Annotated in this window: 16 protein-coding genes and 4 tRNA genes; 3 read left to right on the forward strand and 17 right to left on the reverse strand. The window is 63.9% G+C overall.

The features are described from left to right. Window positions 1-20: 20 nt before the first annotated feature. From rpoB to rplJ, 6 genes are all read right to left on the reverse strand, one after another. The gene (rpoB, locus tag Cocul_RS05470) at window positions 21-3,515 is read right to left on the reverse strand and encodes a DNA-directed RNA polymerase subunit beta (RefSeq protein WP_082422186.1); all 3,495 of its coding nucleotides are present in this window, start codon (window positions 3,513-3,515) and stop codon (window positions 21-23) included. A 255-nt stretch (window positions 3,516-3,770) separates the two neighbouring features. Continuing rightward, entirely contained in the window at window positions 3,771-4,754 is a 984-nt protein-coding gene (gene pgfA, locus Cocul_RS05475) for a cell envelope lipid trafficking protein PgfA (RefSeq protein ID WP_055122284.1), read from the reverse strand. Between the two features lie 141 nt (window positions 4,755-4,895). After that, on the reverse strand, window positions 4,896-5,696 hold the full coding sequence (locus Cocul_RS05480) for an MFS transporter (RefSeq protein ID WP_055122285.1): 801 nt from the start codon (window positions 5,694-5,696) through the stop codon (window positions 4,896-4,898). After that, complete coding sequence (locus Cocul_RS05485) at window positions 5,693-6,127, reverse strand: MFS transporter (protein ID WP_055122286.1); 435 nt, start codon at window positions 6,125-6,127, stop codon at window positions 5,693-5,695. Before Cocul_RS05485 ends, Cocul_RS05480 begins: the two co-directional genes overlap by 4 nt. A gap of 165 nt (window positions 6,128-6,292) precedes the next feature. After that, on the reverse strand, window positions 6,293-6,679 hold the full coding sequence (rplL, locus tag Cocul_RS05490; protein WP_055122287.1) for a 50S ribosomal protein L7/L12: 387 nt from the start codon (window positions 6,677-6,679) through the stop codon (window positions 6,293-6,295). Window positions 6,680-6,754: 75 nt separating this feature from the next. Next, complete coding sequence (rplJ, locus tag Cocul_RS05495; protein ID WP_055122288.1) at window positions 6,755-7,270, reverse strand: 50S ribosomal protein L10; 516 nt, start codon at window positions 7,268-7,270, stop codon at window positions 6,755-6,757. A 337-nt stretch (window positions 7,271-7,607) separates the two neighbouring features. Here rplJ and Cocul_RS05500 point away from each other — a divergent pair, with 337 nt between their 5' ends. Together Cocul_RS05500 and Cocul_RS05505 are read left to right on the forward strand one after the other, a co-directional pair. Further along, window positions 7,608-8,570 carry an esterase/lipase family protein gene (locus Cocul_RS05500; protein ID WP_055122649.1) on the forward strand — a complete coding sequence of 321 codons (963 nt, stop codon included), beginning with the start codon at window positions 7,608-7,610 and terminating at the stop codon, window positions 8,568-8,570. Between the two features lie 164 nt (window positions 8,571-8,734). Further along, entirely contained in the window at window positions 8,735-10,219 is a 1,485-nt protein-coding gene (locus Cocul_RS05505) for an ATP-binding protein (protein WP_082422187.1), read from the forward strand. Between the two features lie 167 nt (window positions 10,220-10,386). On the opposite strand, the gene rplA is transcribed toward Cocul_RS05505, so the two are convergent. The 9 genes from rplA to Cocul_RS05550 all read right to left on the reverse strand — a co-directional run bounded on the left by rplA (window position 10,387) and on the right by Cocul_RS05550 (window position 15,054). After that, window positions 10,387-11,094, reverse strand: a complete 708-nt coding sequence (gene rplA, locus Cocul_RS05510) for a 50S ribosomal protein L1 (RefSeq protein ID WP_055122290.1) — start codon at window positions 11,092-11,094, stop codon at window positions 10,387-10,389. A gap of 69 nt (window positions 11,095-11,163) precedes the next feature. After that, window positions 11,164-11,595: a 50S ribosomal protein L11 gene (gene rplK / locus Cocul_RS05515; RefSeq protein ID WP_018119277.1), complete on the reverse strand. Its 432-nt coding sequence runs from the start codon at window positions 11,593-11,595 to the stop codon at window positions 11,164-11,166. Between the two features lie 212 nt (window positions 11,596-11,807). Beyond that, complete coding sequence (nusG, locus tag Cocul_RS05520) at window positions 11,808-12,665, reverse strand: transcription termination/antitermination protein NusG (protein WP_055122291.1); 858 nt, start codon at window positions 12,663-12,665, stop codon at window positions 11,808-11,810. A gap of 219 nt (window positions 12,666-12,884) precedes the next feature. Further along, a complete protein-coding gene (secE, locus tag Cocul_RS05525; RefSeq protein WP_055122292.1) occupies window positions 12,885-13,208 on the reverse strand; it encodes a preprotein translocase subunit SecE in 324 nt (107 codons plus the stop codon). Between the two features lie 25 nt (window positions 13,209-13,233). Then, window positions 13,234-13,309: transfer RNA gene (locus Cocul_RS05530), tRNA-Trp, on the reverse strand. A 121-nt stretch (window positions 13,310-13,430) separates the two neighbouring features. Continuing rightward, window positions 13,431-13,502: transfer RNA gene (locus Cocul_RS05535), tRNA-Met, on the reverse strand. Window positions 13,503-13,544: 42 nt separating this feature from the next. Further along, window positions 13,545-13,617: transfer RNA gene (locus tag Cocul_RS05540), tRNA-Thr, on the reverse strand. 229 nt (window positions 13,618-13,846) lie between these two features. After that, window positions 13,847-13,931: transfer RNA gene (locus Cocul_RS05545), tRNA-Tyr, on the reverse strand. Window positions 13,932-14,031: 100 nt separating this feature from the next. Continuing rightward, complete coding sequence (locus Cocul_RS05550; RefSeq protein WP_055122293.1) at window positions 14,032-15,054, reverse strand: polyprenyl synthetase family protein; 1,023 nt, start codon at window positions 15,052-15,054, stop codon at window positions 14,032-14,034. Between the two features lie 118 nt (window positions 15,055-15,172). On the opposite strand from Cocul_RS05550, the gene Cocul_RS05555 reads away from it, so the two are divergent. Continuing rightward, entirely contained in the window at window positions 15,173-16,414 is a 1,242-nt protein-coding gene (locus Cocul_RS05555) for a geranylgeranyl reductase family protein (RefSeq protein WP_082422188.1), read from the forward strand. Here the strand turns inward: Cocul_RS05555 and Cocul_RS05560 are convergent. Both Cocul_RS05560 and Cocul_RS05565 read right to left on the reverse strand, forming a co-directional pair. Continuing rightward, window positions 16,411-17,100: a demethylmenaquinone methyltransferase gene (locus tag Cocul_RS05560; RefSeq protein WP_055122295.1), complete on the reverse strand. Its 690-nt coding sequence runs from the start codon at window positions 17,098-17,100 to the stop codon at window positions 16,411-16,413. The two genes, Cocul_RS05555 and Cocul_RS05560, sit on opposite strands and share 4 nt — an antisense overlap. Before the next feature lie 11 nt (window positions 17,101-17,111). Then, window positions 17,112-18,296, reverse strand: coding sequence for a glycosyltransferase family 4 protein (locus Cocul_RS05565; RefSeq protein WP_055122296.1), 1,185 nt, complete (start codon window positions 18,294-18,296; stop codon window positions 17,112-17,114). Window positions 18,297-18,320: the final 24 nt, after the last annotated feature.

Genomic DNA, 18,320 nt, shown 5'->3' on the forward strand with positions numbered 1-18,320 from the left:
AAGTAAAGGGGTTGGTTTGCCTAGGCTATGTCGGCATCGGAGCGCTCGTCGCGGGACAGGTTGATGCCCAGCGACGTCGTGGCCTCCATGTCGTCATCGGAACCGGAGAGTTCCATCGGCGTGCCGTCGGCGGAGAGAACCTCCACGTTCAGGCACAGGGACTGCAACTCCTTGAGCAGCACCTTGAAGGACTCGGGGATACCCGGATCAGGGATGTTCTCGCCCTTCACGATCGCCTCGTACACCTTCACGCGGCCCATCACGTCATCGGACTTGATGGTCAGCAGCTCCTGGAGGGTGTAGGCCGCGCCGTACGCCTGCATGGCCCACACCTCCATCTCGCCAAAGCGCTGGCCACCGAACTGGGCCTTACCGCCGAGCGGCTGCTGGGTAATCATCGAGTACGGGCCGGTGGAACGGGCGTGAATCTTCTCGTCTACCAGGTGGTGCAGCTTGAGCATGTACATGTAGCCCACGGACACCGGATAGGGGAAGGGTTCGCCGGAGCGGCCGTCGAGAAGCATGGTCTTGCCGTTGCCGTCCACCATGACGTCGCCGTCACGATTGGGGCGGGAGTTCGCCAGCAGGCCCGCCACCTCGGTGTTGGTGGCGCCGTCGAACACGGGGGTAGCCGTGAGCGAGCCGGCGGGGACGTCGTACAGCTCCGTGGGCAGCGTCTTGAGCAGCTCGGCGTTCTTCTCATCGGCCGGGTCCACCTGCCAGCCCGCGGCCGCGAGCCAGCCCAGGTGGGTTTCCAGCACCTGGCCGATGTTCATGCGGCGCGGCACGCCGTGGGTGTTCAGGATGATGTCCACGGGGGTGCCGTCGGCCATGAAGGGCATGTCCTCCGGCGGGAGGATCTTGCCCACCACGCCCTTGTTGCCGTGGCGGCCGGCCAGCTTATCGCCGTCTTGAATCTTGCGCTTCTGCGCCACGTACACGCGGATCATCTCGTTGACGCCCGCGGCCAGATCATCATCGTCCTCGCGGGAGAAGCGGCGCACGCCGATGACCTTGCCGGTCTCACCGTGGGGCACCTTCAGGGAGGTATCGCGCACCTCGCGGGCCTTTTCACCAAAGATGGCGCGCAGCAGGCGCTCCTCGGGGGTCAGCTCCGTCTCACCCTTCGGGGTGACCTTACCCACCAAGATGTCGCCCGCGCGCACGTCCGCGCCGATGCGCACGATGCCGCGATCGTCGAGGTCGCGCAGCACGTCCTCGGAGACGTTGGGGATCTCCCGGGTGATCTCCTCCGCGCCCAGCTTGGTATCGCGGGCATCGATCTCGTGCTCCTCGATGTGGATGGAGGTCAAGATGTCCTCCTCCACCACGCGCTGATTGAGGATGATCGCGTCCTCGTAGTTGTGGCCCTCCCACGGCATGAACGCCACGAGGAGGTTGCGGCCCAGCGCCATCTCACCGTTATGAGTACCGGGGCCGTCGGCAAGCACCTCGCCGGCCTCCACGCGCTGCCCGATCGTCACCAGCGGGGTCTGGTTGTAGCAGGTGCCCTGGTTGGTGCGCTCGAACTTGCGCAGCATGAAGGTATCGCGCTGTCCCTGATCGTCCATGACGGTGATGAAGTCCGCGGAGACGTTTTCCACCACGCCCGCGCGCGGCGCGATCACCAGATCGCCCGCGTCGTAGGCCGCGCGGTACTCCATGCCGGTGCCCACCAGCGGGGCCTCGGAGCGCAGCAGCGGCACGGCCTGCTTCTGCATGTTCGCGCCCATGAGGGCACGGTTGGCGTCATCGTGCTCCAGGAAGGGAATCATGGCGGTGCCCACGGACACCATCTGGCGCGGGGAGACGTCCAGGTAGTCCACGCCCTGGGCGTTGGTCACCTGAATATCGCCGTCCTTCACGCGCACCTCGATGCGCCCCTGCGTGATGGTGCCCTCGGCGTCCACCTCCGTGGAGGCCTCGGCCACGGCAAAGCGATCCTCCTCGTCGGCGGTGAGGTACTCCACCTCGTCGGTGACCTTGCCATCGACGACCTTGCGGTACGGCGTCTCAATGAACCCGAAGGGATTCACCCGGGCGTAGGTGGCCAAGGAGCCGATCAGGCCGATGTTCGGGCCCTCGGGCGTCTCGATGGGGCACATGCGACCGTAGTGCGAGGGGTGCACGTCGCGCACCTCAATGCCCGCGCGCTCGCGGGAAAGGCCGCCGGGGCCCAGGGCGGAGAGGCGGCGCTTGTGCGTCAGACCGGACAGGGAGTTGTTCTGATCCATGAACTGCGAGAGCTGGGAGGTGCCAAAGAACTCGCGGATCGCGGCCGAGACCGGGCGCACGTTAATCAGCGAGGTCGGCGTGATGGACTCCGCGTCCTGGGTGGTCATTCGCTCGCGCACCACGCGCTCCATGCGGGACAGGCCCACGCGCACCTGGTTCTGGATCAGCTCGCCCACGGTGCGCAGGCGGCGGTTACCAAAGTGGTCGATGTCATCGGTGGCCACCGGAATGACCTCGCCGGTGGGAGAGGTCATCGTCCGCTCCCCCGCGTGCAGGCGCACAAGGTATTCCAGGGTGGTGGCGATGTCCTCTTCCGTCAGCGTCATCAGGCCATCGTGATCCCCACCCAGGCCGAGCTTGCGGTTGACCTTGTACCGACCCACCTTGGCGAGGTCGTAGCGCTTCGCGCGGAAGAAGGCGTTATCCAACAGGGACTGCGCCAGCTCACGGGTGGGCTGTTCGCCGGGGCGCTGCTTGCGGTAGATCTCCAGGAGAGCCTGGTCGGTGTTCTCCACGCCGTCATTCTCCAGCGTGGACATCATAATCTCGGAGAAGCCAAAGCGCTCCCGGATCTGCTCGGCCGTCCACCCCAAAGCCTTGAGCAGCACCGTCACCGGCTGGCGGCGCTTGCGGTCAATGCGCACGCCGACGGCATCGCGCTTGTCCACGTCAAACTCCAGCCATGCGCCGCGCGAAGGAATGACCTTCACGGAATGCAGGGGACGCTCCGTGGACTTATCAATGGTCTGGTCAAAATACACGCCGGGAGAACGCACGAGCTGCGAGACCACCACGCGCTCCGTGCCGTTTACGATGAACGTTCCCTTGTCCGTCATCATCGGGAAATCGCCGATGAACACGGTCTGGGACTTGATCTCCTGGGTATCGTTATTAATAAACTCGGCCGTGACGTACAGCGGAGCCGAATAGTTAATATCCTTGTCCTTGGACTCCTCGATGGAGTTCTTTACCTCTTCAAAGCGAGGCTCCGACAGGGACAACGACATGTTGCCGGAGTAATCCTGAATCGGACAGAGTTCATCAAGAATATCTTCAAGACCACTGGTGATGCGCGCCTCGGGGCCGCGCTCCTCCTGCTGGCGCGCGCGCCACTCGGGCGTGCCGACGAGCCAATCAAAGGAATCACGCTGCACGTCAAGGAGACCCGGGATCTCAATAGGCTCCGAGTACTTAGCAAAGGAGTAACGCTTCGGAGCTCCGGGGGTATCGGCCACTGACTTGGTCTGGCGGGAGACTGCCAAGATGGGTCCTTCCAGCACCTCACGCGGACCGCCGATTGCATGGGCCAACAACCGACATATCCGCTGGTAATTTTAGCATTTTCACTGCTGTGGACACCCGCCCCTAAATAGCACAAAATCACCTTGTCAAATTGGCTTTTTCTCACCAACCGATCAAGGTTACCCAGTGCCCCAGAGACGGATTCCAGCGCAACGAAACAGCCTATACCACTTGCAGCCGGTGCGCAAGGCTTACCGCAGGCCCTGCGGAGCGGTCACTCCCCGCCGGGAGCTTTACGACGCCCCTTCGGCGCGGCGTCGCCTTCCGCCCGCCCCGGGCCGCAGGGCGCCAAGCGCCCCTACCACCATGAGCACCACGCCCACGACGATCCCGGCCCAGGACCATACTCCCAGATGTCCCTGCCGCGCCACTTTCTGTGCCGCCGCCAACAACTGCTCAGATTGCCCCTCCACGAGGCCACCCTCAAACGCTAAAACCTGCTCCCGCTTCGCGCCGTCTGCGGTGCCGTAATAATCATCAATCCGCTCATGCAGATCCACCACCAGGCCGGAAACTTGATCCACATAATAATCCCGCGTGGCCGAATGGAAAAGGAAGCCACGCCCGTCCTCGCCGCCCTCCCCCTCCGGGAAATCGGTGGTATTAAACACACCCGGATAAAGCTGGGCCACATTGGTGGGCTCGATCACCTGCCGGAAGTGATAAACCTCTCGCCCATCGCGCTGTTCGGCCCCCTGGAACTCCGCCGGAGCGGAGGCCCGCAAGGTCTCGTCGAAAGCATCGTAGGAGCGCCGCTCCACCTCGGAGGGGAACTTCCACCACGAGCCCAGCCCCGCCACCTCCGTGGTGGGGCTGGCAAGCTGCTGGCTCAGCACCGCGGGCCCCGTGGCCGCCCCCGTGCTGCGATCCACCTCATAGCTCCACACCTGGGCGGACATGAGGCGATCCTTCTCCTCCTGCTGGCTCTCCCGCAGCTGGCTCGTGCCCACCCGCACCATCACCCGATCCTGTGTGGAGGGCTCCTCCAAGGTCGTGTGCATCTGACGCACCACGGGAGTGGTCACCACCGGACGCTGCGGATCCGCCAGCACCATTGATTCGGCAGCCTCGTCGAGCAGCGTCCAGGTGAGTTCCCCGATGTCCAGCGGAAGCCGAGCCTCCTGATCCACCACGCGCGGAGCCACCAGGCCCGCGATGAAAAGCGCCGCCCCCACACCCATGAGCAGAACAGAAACAACGCGAGAGGTAGGAAGCATGACCGCGATGTTACCCGCACCGGCTTAAGCCGGTGCTCTCACCCAAGAATAATCACTGAATAATCACCGGCCGCCACCTTTATTACGGAAGTCTCACGGCCCCACCGGTAATGCCCTCGACGGCACCCTCGGCAACACCCCTCACAGCGCCAGGCGCCGCACCTGCGGCGAGGAGGCAATCCATGCCACCCCCGCCGCACCGATAATCCCGAGGGCGGCCCCCAGCAACCGCGACTGCCCGTGAGCCACCGCCTGGCTGGCCAGGATCGGGGCCAGGGTGGTGGCCAATCCCCCGAGGATAGAAAAGGTGGCCATCACCCTGCTCTGTAATTGCTCTCCCGTAGCGGAAAAGACATAGCCGAAAAGAGCGCCGTTTAACGCCGGAGAAAGGATCATGGACAACGCCGCCAGCGCCATCAACAGCCAGGGATCGCGCGGCACCACATACATCGCGGATAACACGGCCACCGAAAACCCCAGGCCCACGATCACCACGGCTCCCGCCCGCACCCGATCGGTCAACGCGGGGGCGATCATCGCTCCCAGCGCCCCGCCCACCGCGAAGCCCGCCGAGGTCAATCCCACCACCGCCGGGTTATACCCGTCCCGCGTGAGCTGATAGACCACCCAGCTCATGGTCCCAAAAACCGTGAGATTCAGCAGCGGCGCGCAGAGCAGAAGCCGGAAAAGCTCCGGGCGAGACCGCAGATGCCGCCAGCCCTCGGCAAAAGAAAGCACCACGCCCCACCGCCTCGTGCGCCGTGGCACGCCGGAGCCACGCGGCCCGAGATCCACGTGGATAGCACGAACCATAAGAACAAAGGCGGTGTCCAAAACCGCCCGGAGCGCAAAGGGAACGGCGGCCGCCAAGGCATAGAGCCACCCCGCCACCGGCGATCCCGCCGTGGAAAGCACCGAGGAACGCGCCTGCGCGGCGCTCATCGCGCGGGAAACTGCTCAGGAGTGATGATCTGCTTGAGCGAGGCATCCACCACCGGGTCGCAAAAAGAAACGGCCGCCTGAACAAGCACGCACAGCGCGGCCACCGCCACGGCGGCCCCGGGAAAGTCACCGAGGAACAGCACACAGGCAAGAACGAGGTTGACCGCCAGCGATACCGTCCCCGCCCCCTGCAACAACCGACGCCGATCGTAGGCATCGCCCCAGGCCCCGCCGAGAAGAGTCGCGGCCAAAGCCACCGCGCTCGACACCCCGCCGATCACCCCCGCTACAGAAATAGAGCTCGTGACCTGAACCAGAACCAGGGTGATGGCCAGGCCCATGCTCGCGGAGCACTCCGAAAAGGTTTCCGCGAGGAACCACCGGCGGTAATCGGGCTGCCGGAAGGGGTTGAGGTTCTTTTTATCGTTCATTCCGGGCCCCTCCACCGAGTTAGCTTCTACACAACCGAGACTTAAGCTACTTTAGACACATGTGACCCTCAAGGGAAAGACACCTCACAAGATGGCTCAGGCGCAAGAAAAACCCGGCCCTCGCCGCCGCAGCGGGAGGAACCGGGCTCAAAAACCCTGGGAGGATTACTTCAGGGAGACCTTTGCGCCAGCGTCTTCCAGCTTGGTCTTAGCGGCCTCGGCGTCATCCTTGTTGGCGCCCTCAAGGATAGCCTTGGGAGCGGACTCCACCAGCTCCTTGGCCTCCTTCAGACCCAGGCCGGAGACGATCTCGCGCACGGCCTTAATCACGCCGATCTTCTTAGCGCCGGCGTCCTCCAGCACGACGTCGAACTCGTCCTTCTCCTCGGCGGCGGCAGCGCCCTCAGCAGGGGCACCGGCGGCGGCCACGGCCACGGGAGCGGCGGCGGTGACCTCGAAGACCTCTTCGAACTCCTTGACGAACTCGGAGAGCTCGATGAGGGTCATCTCCTTGAAGGCCTCGATCAGCTCGTCCTTGGAAAGCTTAGCCATGATGGCATCCTTTCTATTGTGCGAGCCGCTGCGGCTCGCGGTATGGGTTGATGGTGCGCGGCAAAGCGCGGTGCTTTAGGCTTCCTTCTTCTCTTGCAGCGCGCTGGCAAGGCGTGCCACCTGAGAAGCGGGGGCGTTGAACAGGCCTGCGGCCTTGGCCAAGTTCCCCTTCATGGCGCCGGCCAGCTTGGCGAGCGTGGTCTCGCGGTTGTCCAGATCCGCAATGGCCTGAACCTGCTCCGGGGTCAGAGCAGCACCGTCCATGTAGCCACCCTTGACGATGAATGCCTTGTTATCCTCGGCAAACTTCTTCATCGCCTTGGCGGCGTCCACGGCCTCGCCCTTGATGAAGGCGATGGCGGTGGGGCCGGTGAGGTAATCGTCGAGACCCTCGATGCCGCTGTCCTTGGCGGCCAGCTTCAGAAGGGTGTTCTTGGCGACGGAGTACTGGACATCATCACCCAGGGCCGTGCGCAGCTCGGTGGTCTGCGCCACGGTCAGGCCGCGGTACTCGGTGAGCACCACGCTGTCCGCCTCGGCAAAGCGATTCTTCAGTTCCTTGAGATCCGCCTCGTTCTTCGGGTTAGCCATGTACTTCGCCTCCTTCCTCTTAAACGTGTCGTGTTTTCCGCCCGGAGACTTTCCCTCAAGAAAAGCCCCCGTGCAGGACGCACAGGGGCCGGACCCTTCGATAGAAAGGCGATGGCTCGAAAGTGTCTCCTGCGTGGGTTGCCCCGGCAAGCCGGGAACCTTCGATCCGCGAGCAGCGGATAACCGACGGTCTTAGGTGAAACTTGAGCTAGGCGCGCGATCACGCGACCATTCAAACTTCGAGCGCTACCATACCCCAAGCACCAGAGAATGCAAAATTCCTATTTTTCCACCCAAAGGCTAACAAAAGCACACGATCCTTTGTATGGTGTTCTCCATGCCCACAAAACTTCGTGTCTCCTCCCAGGAGAACGTCCGCGCCTCCAAGAACTTCCTCGCAGCCTTTCTCCGCTCCCTCGCCCACCCCGAATGGATGCCCCAGGGCATCAACGACTGGGAAACGCCCCTCCATGAGGACCAGGTACCCGTAGTACTAGTTCACGGCACCTGGCTCAATAGCTATAACACGTGGTCAAGGATCGCCCCGGAACTCGCCGCCGCAGGCCACCGGGTATTTTCCTTCAACTACGGGCGCGATACCTCCTGCCTCACCGGACGCCCCCGGGCCATCTACGGCACCCAAGGAATCCGAGAGGCCCAGCCCGAGGTGGCGGCCTTCATCAACCGGGTTCTCGAACACACCGGCGCGCCCCAGGTAGACCTCCTAGCCCACTCCCAGGGCATGAGCCAGGCCCGCCTCTATCTCTCCGATTCCGGTGGCGCCAACCCCCAAGACCCCACTTTGAACCGCGTGCGCAAGGTCATCGCCATCACCCCGAGCCACCACGGCACCACCCTCTCCGGCCTCGGTTCCCTTGGCATGAAGGTAGAAAAGCGCTGGCCCAACCTGCGCATGGTCATCCAGAAAACGCTTGGCGACGCCGCCTTGGATCAGCTCGTAGGCTCCGAGGCCATGAGCCACATCAACCGCATGGGAGACACCATGCCGGGGATCAGCTACACCACGCTCTGCACCCGCTTCGACGAGATCGTCACCCCCTGGCGCAACCAGTTCCTTGAGGAAGGCCCCGGCTCCACCGTGCGCAACGTGCTCGTTCAAGAAGGCGCGGTGCGTGATTTCAGCGATCACCTCGCCATCTTGTACTCCCCCCGCGTCATCGACTTCATCCTGGAGGAATTAGACGTCACCGGGGAATACCGCACCACCAACCCGATCGTGCGCGGCACGGTGCTCCCCGGGTACGGCGCGCTGCCGCAGTGGAAACGACGTCGATCCTGAGCAAGGCGTGGAGTTTTCTTGCTCCACATCCCGCAAATCCCCCATTCTCCGCCCCATTTCACCACGTTTTATCCCCTTGAACTGCGGAAACTTTTTCTTGCTCGTTTCTTGCTTCCGGTGGCCGCGTACCTATACTTGGCTGAGGTACTCACCGAAGGAAGGACATGGCTATGGCTCAACCGGAACCTCATTCCGATACCGCATTGCTCCGGCGTGTGCAACGGTTTTTGGAACTCCCCGCCGAACAGCCGTGGTTGGAGTTTAAGGTCAATAGCCTCCACACAGGTCCCGACATCGCTAAATATGTCTCCGCCCTAGGTAACTCCGCCCGCCTCCACGGAGAACCCGCTGGCTACCTTCTATGGGGAATCAGCGACTCCCGCGAACCCGTGGGGACTACCTTCAACTGGCAAACCGCCAAGGGTAAGGGCAACGAGGATCTAGAACCCTGGCTCACCCGAGTCATTTCCCCCACTCCCAGTTTGGAGTTCTCGACCATCACGGTGGAGGGCAAACCCATCGTCCTCCTCCGCGTTGAAGCCCCCACACGTGCCCCCTACTCCTACGAAGGAAAACGCTGGTTCCGAGTAGGAAGCCATACAAAGGATCTTCTTAAATTCCCCGAAGCCGAGCAAGAACTATGGCGCCAACTCAATCAGTTTTCCATCGAGGACGCCCCTGCCCTCACCAACCTCGCAAAATCGGACATTCTCGATTTTCTCAGCGCAGAAGCGTTCTTCCATAATCGGCCCGAGCTTCCCCACACCAGCGATGCCGATTTACCCGACATCATGCGCAGCGCCGGAGCGGTGAGCTATACCCATGAAGATGGCTGGTCCATTCCCACCTGGGCCGCGCTCATGTATGCCACCAAGCTATCGCGCTTTCCCCGCCTGGAACAGTTCATTCCCCGTGTTCTCCACTTTGAAGCCAGCACCCGCATCTCCTCCAAGCGACAATGGGAGTTCGATGAGGGCTTTGCCTCCAGCTTCGGAAAGGTCATGACCCTTTTTGAGACAATCCGACCAGGAGGCGAATCCTTCGATCCCACAACTGGCCGAATAGTGCAGGTTCCCACCCTCCCCACCATCGCCTTCCGCGAGGTCTACGCCAATGCGCTCATGCATCAGGATTTAGACCAAACCGGAAAGTTCCTCATGGTGGAGGTCTTTGCCGATAGGGTCGAGGTCACCAATCCGGGAACTCCCTTGATCTCCCCCAAGCGCTTCATCGACGCCCCCTCCACCACCCGCAATCCCAAGATCGGCACGGCCCTGCGCCAAGCCCAGTTCGTCGAACAGCGCGGCAGCGGATGGGACAAAGTAGTGCAGTCCCTGGAATCGGAGAAGTTCCCGCCTGCCCTGGTACGGGCAAACGGTTCCACCACGGTCTCCCTCAGCGCCTTTAGGCCCTTTGCGCTCCTATCTCAACAGGAACGCCAACAAGCCGTGTATCAACACGCCTGCCTGGCGTTCCTGGAGGGCAGGGTGGTCAATAATTCCTCTATTCGCGCCAGATTAGGGCTCAAGGATAGCCAAGCCTCGCAGGTATCCCGGCTCCTCAAGGAATGTATTGAGGAAGAACTCATCAAACCCCACGATCCCCACGCCGGGCCGCGTGCCATGCACTATATCCCCGCATGGGCATAGGTTTTCTTGCTCCGCATCCCGCAAACCCCCCATTTTTCGCGCTGTTTTCCTCGATTTATCCCGCCTGACCTGCGGAAACTTTTTCTTGCTCGTTTCTTGCTTCCGGTGGCACTACGGGCACGAAAAAGCCGCCCCCCGGTTACCGGGGAGCGGCTTCCTAGACCGGTTTATTCCGCGTCAAAGTTCTTCTGCACGGAGGGATCCACCGGTACGCCGGGGCCCATCGTGGAGGAGAGGGTGATCTTCTTCATGTAGATGCCCTTGGCGGAGGAGGGCTTGAGGCGGTTCAGCTCCTCCATAAGCGCGCCGTAGTTCTGCGCGAGCTGCTGCTCGGTGAAGGAGGCCTTACCGATCGCGGCGTGCAGGTTAGCGGCCTTGTCCACGCGGAAGGAGATCTTGCCGCCCTTGATTTCCTTGACGGCCTTGGCCACGTCGGTGGTCACGGTGCCGGTCTTGGGGTTCGGCATGAGGCCGCGGGGGCCGAGCACGCGGGCCACGCGGCCCACCTTGGCCATCTGATCCGGGGTGGCGATGGCGGCGTCGAAATCCGTCCAACCACCCTGGATGCGCTCGATGAGTTCTGCGGTGCCCACCACGTCCGCGCCCGCTTCCTCGGCGGCGGTGGCGTTGGGGCCCTCCGCGAACACCACCACGCGCACGGTCTTGCCGGTGCCGTTGGGCAGGCTCACGGTACCGCGCACCAGTTGGTCGGCCTTGCGCGGGTCTACGCCCAGGCGCACGGCCACGTCCACGGTGGCGTCGAAGTTCTTGGAGGAGGTCTCCTTGACCAGCTTGGCGGCCTGGAGGGGGCTGTACAGGTGGCTCTGATCCACGGCCTCGGCGGCGGCGCGGAAGGCCTTAGACTTCTTGCTCATAGTAGAGATCCTTCAATAAAAATCTTGTGGTCCAGCGGGCCGGAGCTGGCCCTACCACATTGGGGAAAATTAGTCCTCGACGGTGATGCCCATGGAGCGGGCGGTACCGGCGATGATCTTGGCGGCGGCGTCGATATCGCGGGCGTTGAGATCCGGCTTCTTCTGCTCGGCGATCTCCTTGACCTGCGCCATCGTCACGGAACCCACCTTGTTGGTGTGCGGCACACCGGAACCCTTCTGCAAGCCAGCGGCCTTGAGCAGCAGCTTGGCGGCCGGAGGGGTCTTGAGCTTGAAATCAAAGCTGCGATCCTCGTACACGGTGATCTCCACGGGGATCACGTTGCCGCGCTGGCTCTCCGTGGCGGCGTTGTACGCCTTGCAGAACTCCATGATGTTCACGCCGTGCGCACCCAGGGCGGGGCCCACGGGCGGGGCCGGGTTAGCGGCACCGGCCTCGATCTGGAGCTTGATAAAGCCGGTGACCTTCTTCTTCTTTGCCATCGCACACTCTCTTTCCTAGGTACCGGCGGGGGCGCTCGACGGCCGCACCGTTCCCGCCGTCCGGATGCCGGGCCCCGCTCGCAGCGTGATGCTGTTTCTCCGCGTAACCCGGCCACCGGGGATGAATACGTTTTCTGCGCGCGTAAAACACACGCGGAAAAGCAGTGTACCTGGGCCATAGGCCCAGGTACAAATGCCTCCAAGCGTCAGTCTTAGATGATCTTTTCCACCTGATCCGCCGTGAGTTCCACCGGGGTCTCGCGGCCAAAGATGGACACCAGGGCCTGCAACTTGCCCGTCTCATAGTCAATGTCGGAGATGGTGGCGGACACGGAGGCCAGGGCTCCGGTGAGGATCGTCACAGCCTCGCCCACCTCGAAGTCGATCTGCTGCTTTGGCGCGGCCTTCTCCTCCGGCATGGCCACAACCTGCTCCACCTCGTTCTCGGCGGACTTCTGCTCGCCCTCCACCGCGGCGCGCGGCATGAGGAACTTGGCCACGTCGCGGTGGCGCACCGGGGTGGCGTTGCCCTCGTTGCCCACAAAGCTGGTCACGCCGGGGGTTTCGCGCACCACGGACCACGCGCGGTCATTGATGTCCATACGCACCAGCACGTAGCCCGGCAGCAGCTTGCGCTTGACCATCTTGCGCTTGCCGTCACGCAGCTCGATGGCCTGCTCCACGGGCACCACCACGTCATAGATGGAATCCTCCACCTCCAGGGTCTGCGCGCGCATATCCAGGTTGGTCTTGACCTTGTTCTCATACCCGGAATAGCACTGAATGATGTACCACTGACCCGGCTTCTTCTTCAGGTCACGGGTGAACTCGCGCAGGCGGCGGCGGTACTCGGCGTCGGAGGCGTCCTCCTCGGTCTCCACGGCACCAGCGGCAGCCCCGGCCTCCCCACTCTCCTGGGGCTGGCTATCGGCACTGCCCTCAGCCGCAGCGGCCGGGCTTTCCTCGGCCTTACCCACACCCTCGGCTTCCACGGAGTCCTGGATCGCCTCCCGAGCCGCGGCAAATAGGGGGGATTCGGAATCGTTCTGAGAGGTGTAATCCTCGCTCATCGTGTGCTCCTGGGGTCTAGTTCTTTAGGGCCAATGATTGCCATATGCGGACAACGCGGTGCCTATTCTAGCCCGCCTCGCCTTACCCCAGGCCCGCGCGAGCGGTGGGAGAAGGCCGAGCGGCCAAGGGCGACACCACGGTCAGCCACAGCCAAAGAATTATCCCGCCACCCAGGCGGGCGGCGGGATAATAAAAATCAATGTATGAATAGAATTCTACTACGGGGCCAGCACCTTCTCAACTCCCATGCCCACCAGGAAGTCCACTCCGGAGACCAGGGCGGTGAGCACGATGAGGAAGGCGAACACCACGAGGGTGTAGGTAACCATCTGGGAGGCGGTGGGCCAGATGACCTTCTTGATCTCCGCCCCCACCTCGGGCAGGAAACGCAGCGGGCCGCCACCCGGCTTGGTGTCCTCGGTGGATTGGGGTGCGGATTTTTGAGCCTCGTAGGAGGACGTCGTGGTGGTGCTTGCACCTGTGCGCTGACGCTTACCTGTGGGCCGAGCGGCCTCCGACTGGTTTGCGCGATCCTCGCTCACAGCACTCCTTAGAGTTGGAAAGTAATGGCAGGGGCGACAGGACTCGAACCTGCAACCTACGGTTTTGGAGACCGTTGCGCTACCAATTGCGCCACGCCCCTTTGTTCTCACCGCTCGCGCGGCAGGAACTACCCTACCAGAGGCGGCCAACCCGGCGAGGGGCGGGTGCCTCCTGGATCTAGAACGAAAGCCAGGCGCAGGGCCCGGCCTTTTCCGTTCCAGTAGCGATGGCGAGAATTGAACTCGCGACACAGCGATTATGAGTCGCTTGCTCTACCACTGAGCTACACCGCCGCGTGCACTTTCCGCACCAGGCGGTGCCGAAAAGAACAACAGAGCCCCCTAACAGAATCGAACTGTTGACCTTTTCCTTACCATGGAAACGCTCTGCCGACTGAGCTAAGGGGGCGCGCTACATCTTTGCAGCCTGGAACCCACAAGAAGTTCCCACCCGCTCCGTTGAAGCCTCACAAAGATTAACCCGCTACCCTCACCAACCACAAATCCGCAGCGCACAATGGTTTTTCCCAGCCAATCCCCTCACCCGAGACACACGCTTTGAGTTAACCCACAGAGACCACGGGGCGCACAAAAAGCGCCGCCGCCCACCCCACGAGGGGATGAGCGACGGCGCTCGATGGTGCCAGGTAGAAGATTCGAACTTCTGAAGGCAATGCCGGCGGATTTACAGTCCGCTCCCTTTGGCCGCTCGGGCAACCTGGCAAACCACACCATGCGGTGCGGGAAATACTTTACTATGCCGTCACCCTACCCAGGCAAATCGGCTGGTCATAGGGAGCGCGGGGCCACGGTGGAACCCGAGTTAACCCAGGCGCTCGGCGGTGTAGCGCACCAAGGCATCCAGGGCTCGGGTGGCCGGGGCCTCCGGCAGCACCTCCAGGTGACGCCGGGCGCGCTGCGCCCACACGGCGGCGTCGGCAGCCGCCCGAGCCCGCCCACCGGAACGTTCCAGCAGATCCAGCGCCTCGTGCAGCGTCTCCTCCGAGGTCACCGGCCCGGTGAGGAGCGCGCGCAGGCGCTCACCCACCTCGCCCTCCTCACCGAGCGCGTAGAGCACCGGGAGCGTGAACACCCCCTCGCGCAGGTCGGTACCGCGCGTCTTTCCCGATTCCTCGGGCGTGGAAAAGAGGTCGATGATGTCATCGACGATCTGGAAAACCATGCCGATGGCATGTCCGTACCCCCGCAGCGCCTGCACGTATTCCGCGCGCGCGCCGCCGTGCAGGGCACCAAGGTAGCCTGCGGAGGCGATCAGCACGCCGGTTTTCTCCTCGATCACCCGGGTGTAATGCGCGATGGGATCGCCGCCCTGCGCACCCACGGTCTCCCTCATCTGGCCGGTGACCAGGGTGCCAAAGGTCTCCGCAAAGTGCTTGACCGTGTTCGTCCCCAGCTCCGCCATGATCCCGGAGGCCTGAGCCAGCAGATGATCCCCGGCCAGGATCGCCACGGAATTACCCCAGCGCGCGTTGGCGGATTCCACCCCGCGGCGTCGAGAGGCCTCATCCATCACATCGTCGTGGTACAGCGTGGCCAGGTGTGTCATCTCCACCACGGCGGCGGCGCGCACCACGTCCTCGCACATGGGTTTGTCCCCGTACTCCGAGGCCAGGAGGGCAAACATGGGGCGGAAGCGCTTACCTCCCGCGCGCACCAGGTGCATGACCTTGTCCTGGAGGATCTCATCGCCCTGGCTCAGGTGCGCATACAGCGTCTCTTCCACCATGCTCAGCCCGCGCCCCACGCGCTCATTAAGGGCCTCATCTCCGAGGTTTAGCGATCCCGCTACCACCCCAGGCGTTGCCGCCTCGCGCCCATTGGTCATGTCTTTGGTGTCCTCGCAGGTGATTTGTATCTCCGGGCCAGGTGGCTCCCATCCTGGAGAGTAACGTTAGCTCGGACTCAACCGTAGCGGAATCACCCCCACAGATACACTCCGGGGTGTGAGTTCCCCTCTTTCCCCCTACCTCCTTATCATCGGCGCGGGCCCCGCTGGTTCCGCCGCAGCCACCTGGGCCGCCGCCCGCGGCTTCGAGGTGCTGCTTATCGACGCCGCCGCCTTCCCCCGCGATAAAACCTGCGGCGACGGCCTCACCCCCCGCGCCATTCGGCAACTCGACCGCCTGGGGCTCGCCACGGACATCCTCGATCATTACAGCAACAGGGGCCTCAAGCTCCACGGCTTCGGCGGCTCCGTCACCGCCCCCTGGCCGCGCAGCGCCTTCGGCTCGGTGGGATCGGCCATGCCCCGAACCGACCTCGATCATCTGCTGCTGCACACCGCGCGGCGCGCCGGAGCCACCGTGTGGCAGCACGCCCAGGCCCTGCGCCCAGAGTTCTCCGGGGATCGGCTCTCCGCCGTGGTGGTACGCCACGAGGGGGAGGAAAAGCGGATTCGGCCCACCTCCGTGCTGGTGGCGGACGGCGTGCGCTCCCCCTTTGGCAAGCAGCTAGGCCGCACCTGGCACCAGGAGGAGGTGTACGGCATCGCGGCACGCTCCTACTGCCGCACCCCGCGCCACCGGGAACCCTGGATTCATTCGCACCTGGAACTCCGCGACGCCCAGGGCACCGCGCAACCCGGCTACGGCTGGATCTTCCCCCTGGGAAACGGGGAGGTCAACCTCGGCTGCGGCGCGCTGTCCACCACCACCCGGCGCGCCAAGGTCAACACCAAGAAGCTGCTGGAGCACTACGCCCGGCAGCACCGAGAGGAATGGGAACTCGACGAGCCTCGCCGCGTCACCTCCGCCCTGCTTCCGATGGGCGGGGCCGTGAGCACCGTGGCCGGACGCAACTGGATGCTGCTTGGCGACGCCGCCGCCTGCGTCAATCCCCTCAACGGCGAGGGGATTGACTACGCCCTAGAGACCGCAGAACTAGCGATCTCCCTGGTCAGCGCCTCCGACTATCGCCGCGCCTGGCCGGAGACGCTGCGCTCCCATTATGGCGATGCCTTCGCCCTGGCCAGGGCCGCCGCCAGGCTGCTCACCTATCCCCGCCTGCTGCCCGCCGTGGGGCCGCTGGCGTTGCGCGGCCCCCTGGGAGCACGCCTCATGCCCGCCGCGGCGCGCCTGATGGGCAACCTCGTGACCGAGGAGGATCGCGATCTCATCGCCCGCACGTGGCGTGGGGCCGGGTGGGGTGCCTCGCGCTGGCCACGGCGGCGCCCGCTATGGGATTAAGCGGGCTTGATGGCGGAGTGCATGGCCACGATGCCCAGCGTGAGGTTCTGCCAGCCGCACTCCTGCCAGCCATTAGCGTTAATCTCCCTGGCTAGGCCCTCCTGATCCGGCCAGGCGCGAATCGAGTCCGCCAGGTACTCATAGGCCTCCGGGTTGGAGGACACCACCCGAGCCACCGCCGGAAGAAGCCGCATGAGGTATTCCTTGTACACCGTGCCAAATACCGGCACCACGGGGGTGGAAAACTCACTGACCGTAAGCCGCCCGCCGGGCCGGGTTACCCTGGCCATCTCGCGCAACCCGGCGCGGAAGTCATGGATATTGCGCAGCCCATAGGAGATGGTCACCGCGTCAAAGGTGTTGTCCGCAAAGGGTAGGTTCATGGCGTCCCCCACCACCTTGGGCACCGGGCGGTGTGCGCCTGCGGCCAGCATTCCCTGGGAAAAATCACAGGCCACGCACCACGCCCCGGACTTGGCCAGCTCCACCGTGGACACGGCCGTCCCCGCCGCGAGGTCTAACACCTTCTCCCCAGGCCGGAGGGCAAGGCGCTGCCGGGTTTTTTGCCGCCACCGGCGGTCTTGTCCAAAGGACAAGACCGTGTTGGTGAGGTCGTAATTCTTACCCACGTCGTCGAACATCGCGGCGACGTCCAGGGGCTTTTTATCCAGTGATGCCTTAGCCACAGGGCATTAGTCTAGACCCAGCTGCGCGCACCCAGCGGGGCGCCACCCCACAGTGCCCCCAATCCCCGGGAACCCCGGCGGTGCTCCCCCATGGCTTCCCGATAATGGCCCATGAGTTTCTCGCACTGGGCCTCCCAGGTGCGCCCCTCCACGTCCACGCGGGCCTGGCGTCGCAGCCGATCGTAGCGGGAATCGTCCAGCACCCACTGCACGGCGGAGGGAAGTTCATGGGCAAAGGTGGGGACGTCGAGAAGCACACCGTTGCGCCCCTCGCTGATGAGGTCGATGGGGCCGCCGGCGCGGGGGCCAATGGTGGGGACCCCGGAGGCCTGGGCCTCCTGCACCGCCTGGCAGAACGTCTCAAACTCGCCGGGATGCACGAACAGATCCAAGGAGGCATAGGCCTGGGCCAGTTCCTCTCCGCCGAGCTGCCCGGTAAACACCGCGTGCGGGAGGCTGCGCTCCAATTCGGGCCGCTCCGGGCCGTCCCCCACGATCACCAGCTGGATCGACTCCTGGTGCGCCAGGGAGGCCAGCCGGTGTACTCCCTTTTCCGCCGCGAGACGGCCCACAAAGCCCACGATCTTCTTCCGCCCCGTGGGATCCCACTGGCGGCGCAGCGCGGCGCTGCGCTTCTCCGGGTGGAAACGCTGCGCATCCACGCCCCTGCCCCAGCGGTACACGTTCTTGACCCCGTGGGAGCGCAGCTCCTCGATGGTGGGCGAGGAGGGGGCCAGGGTGCGCTGGCAGACGTTATGGAAGGTGCGCGTCCACTCCCAGGAGGCCGCCGCGAGCGGGCCTAGGTGGTAGCGGCCGGAAAACCCGGCCACGTCCGTCTGATACACGGCCACCGCGGGAATCCTGAGCTGACGGGCCGCAAAGGCCCCCGCGGCCCCCAGCACGAAGGGCGAGGCCAGGTGCACCACGTCCGGCTGATACTCCCTCAACGTGGCCGCCACGGAGGGGCCGGGAACGCCCACGGGCAGGGAATCAATCAGGGGCACCATCACGGTGGGCACCCGGTGAATGGGAAAACCGAGGTAATCGGGGATCTCCTCCTGGAAATCCCGGGCCCCCGGCGCGATCACAAAGGCCTCGTGCCCGTGTGCCTTGGCGTATTCCAGCACCCGGAGCACGGAATTGACCACACCATTGATGTTAGGAAGAAACGACTCTGACACGATGCCAATCCGCATAATCCCCATCTTTTCCACCGAATG

The sequence above is a fragment of the Corynebacterium oculi genome (assembly GCF_001412105.1).
In the GTDB taxonomy this organism is placed as follows: domain Bacteria; phylum Actinomycetota; class Actinomycetes; order Mycobacteriales; family Mycobacteriaceae; genus Corynebacterium; species Corynebacterium oculi.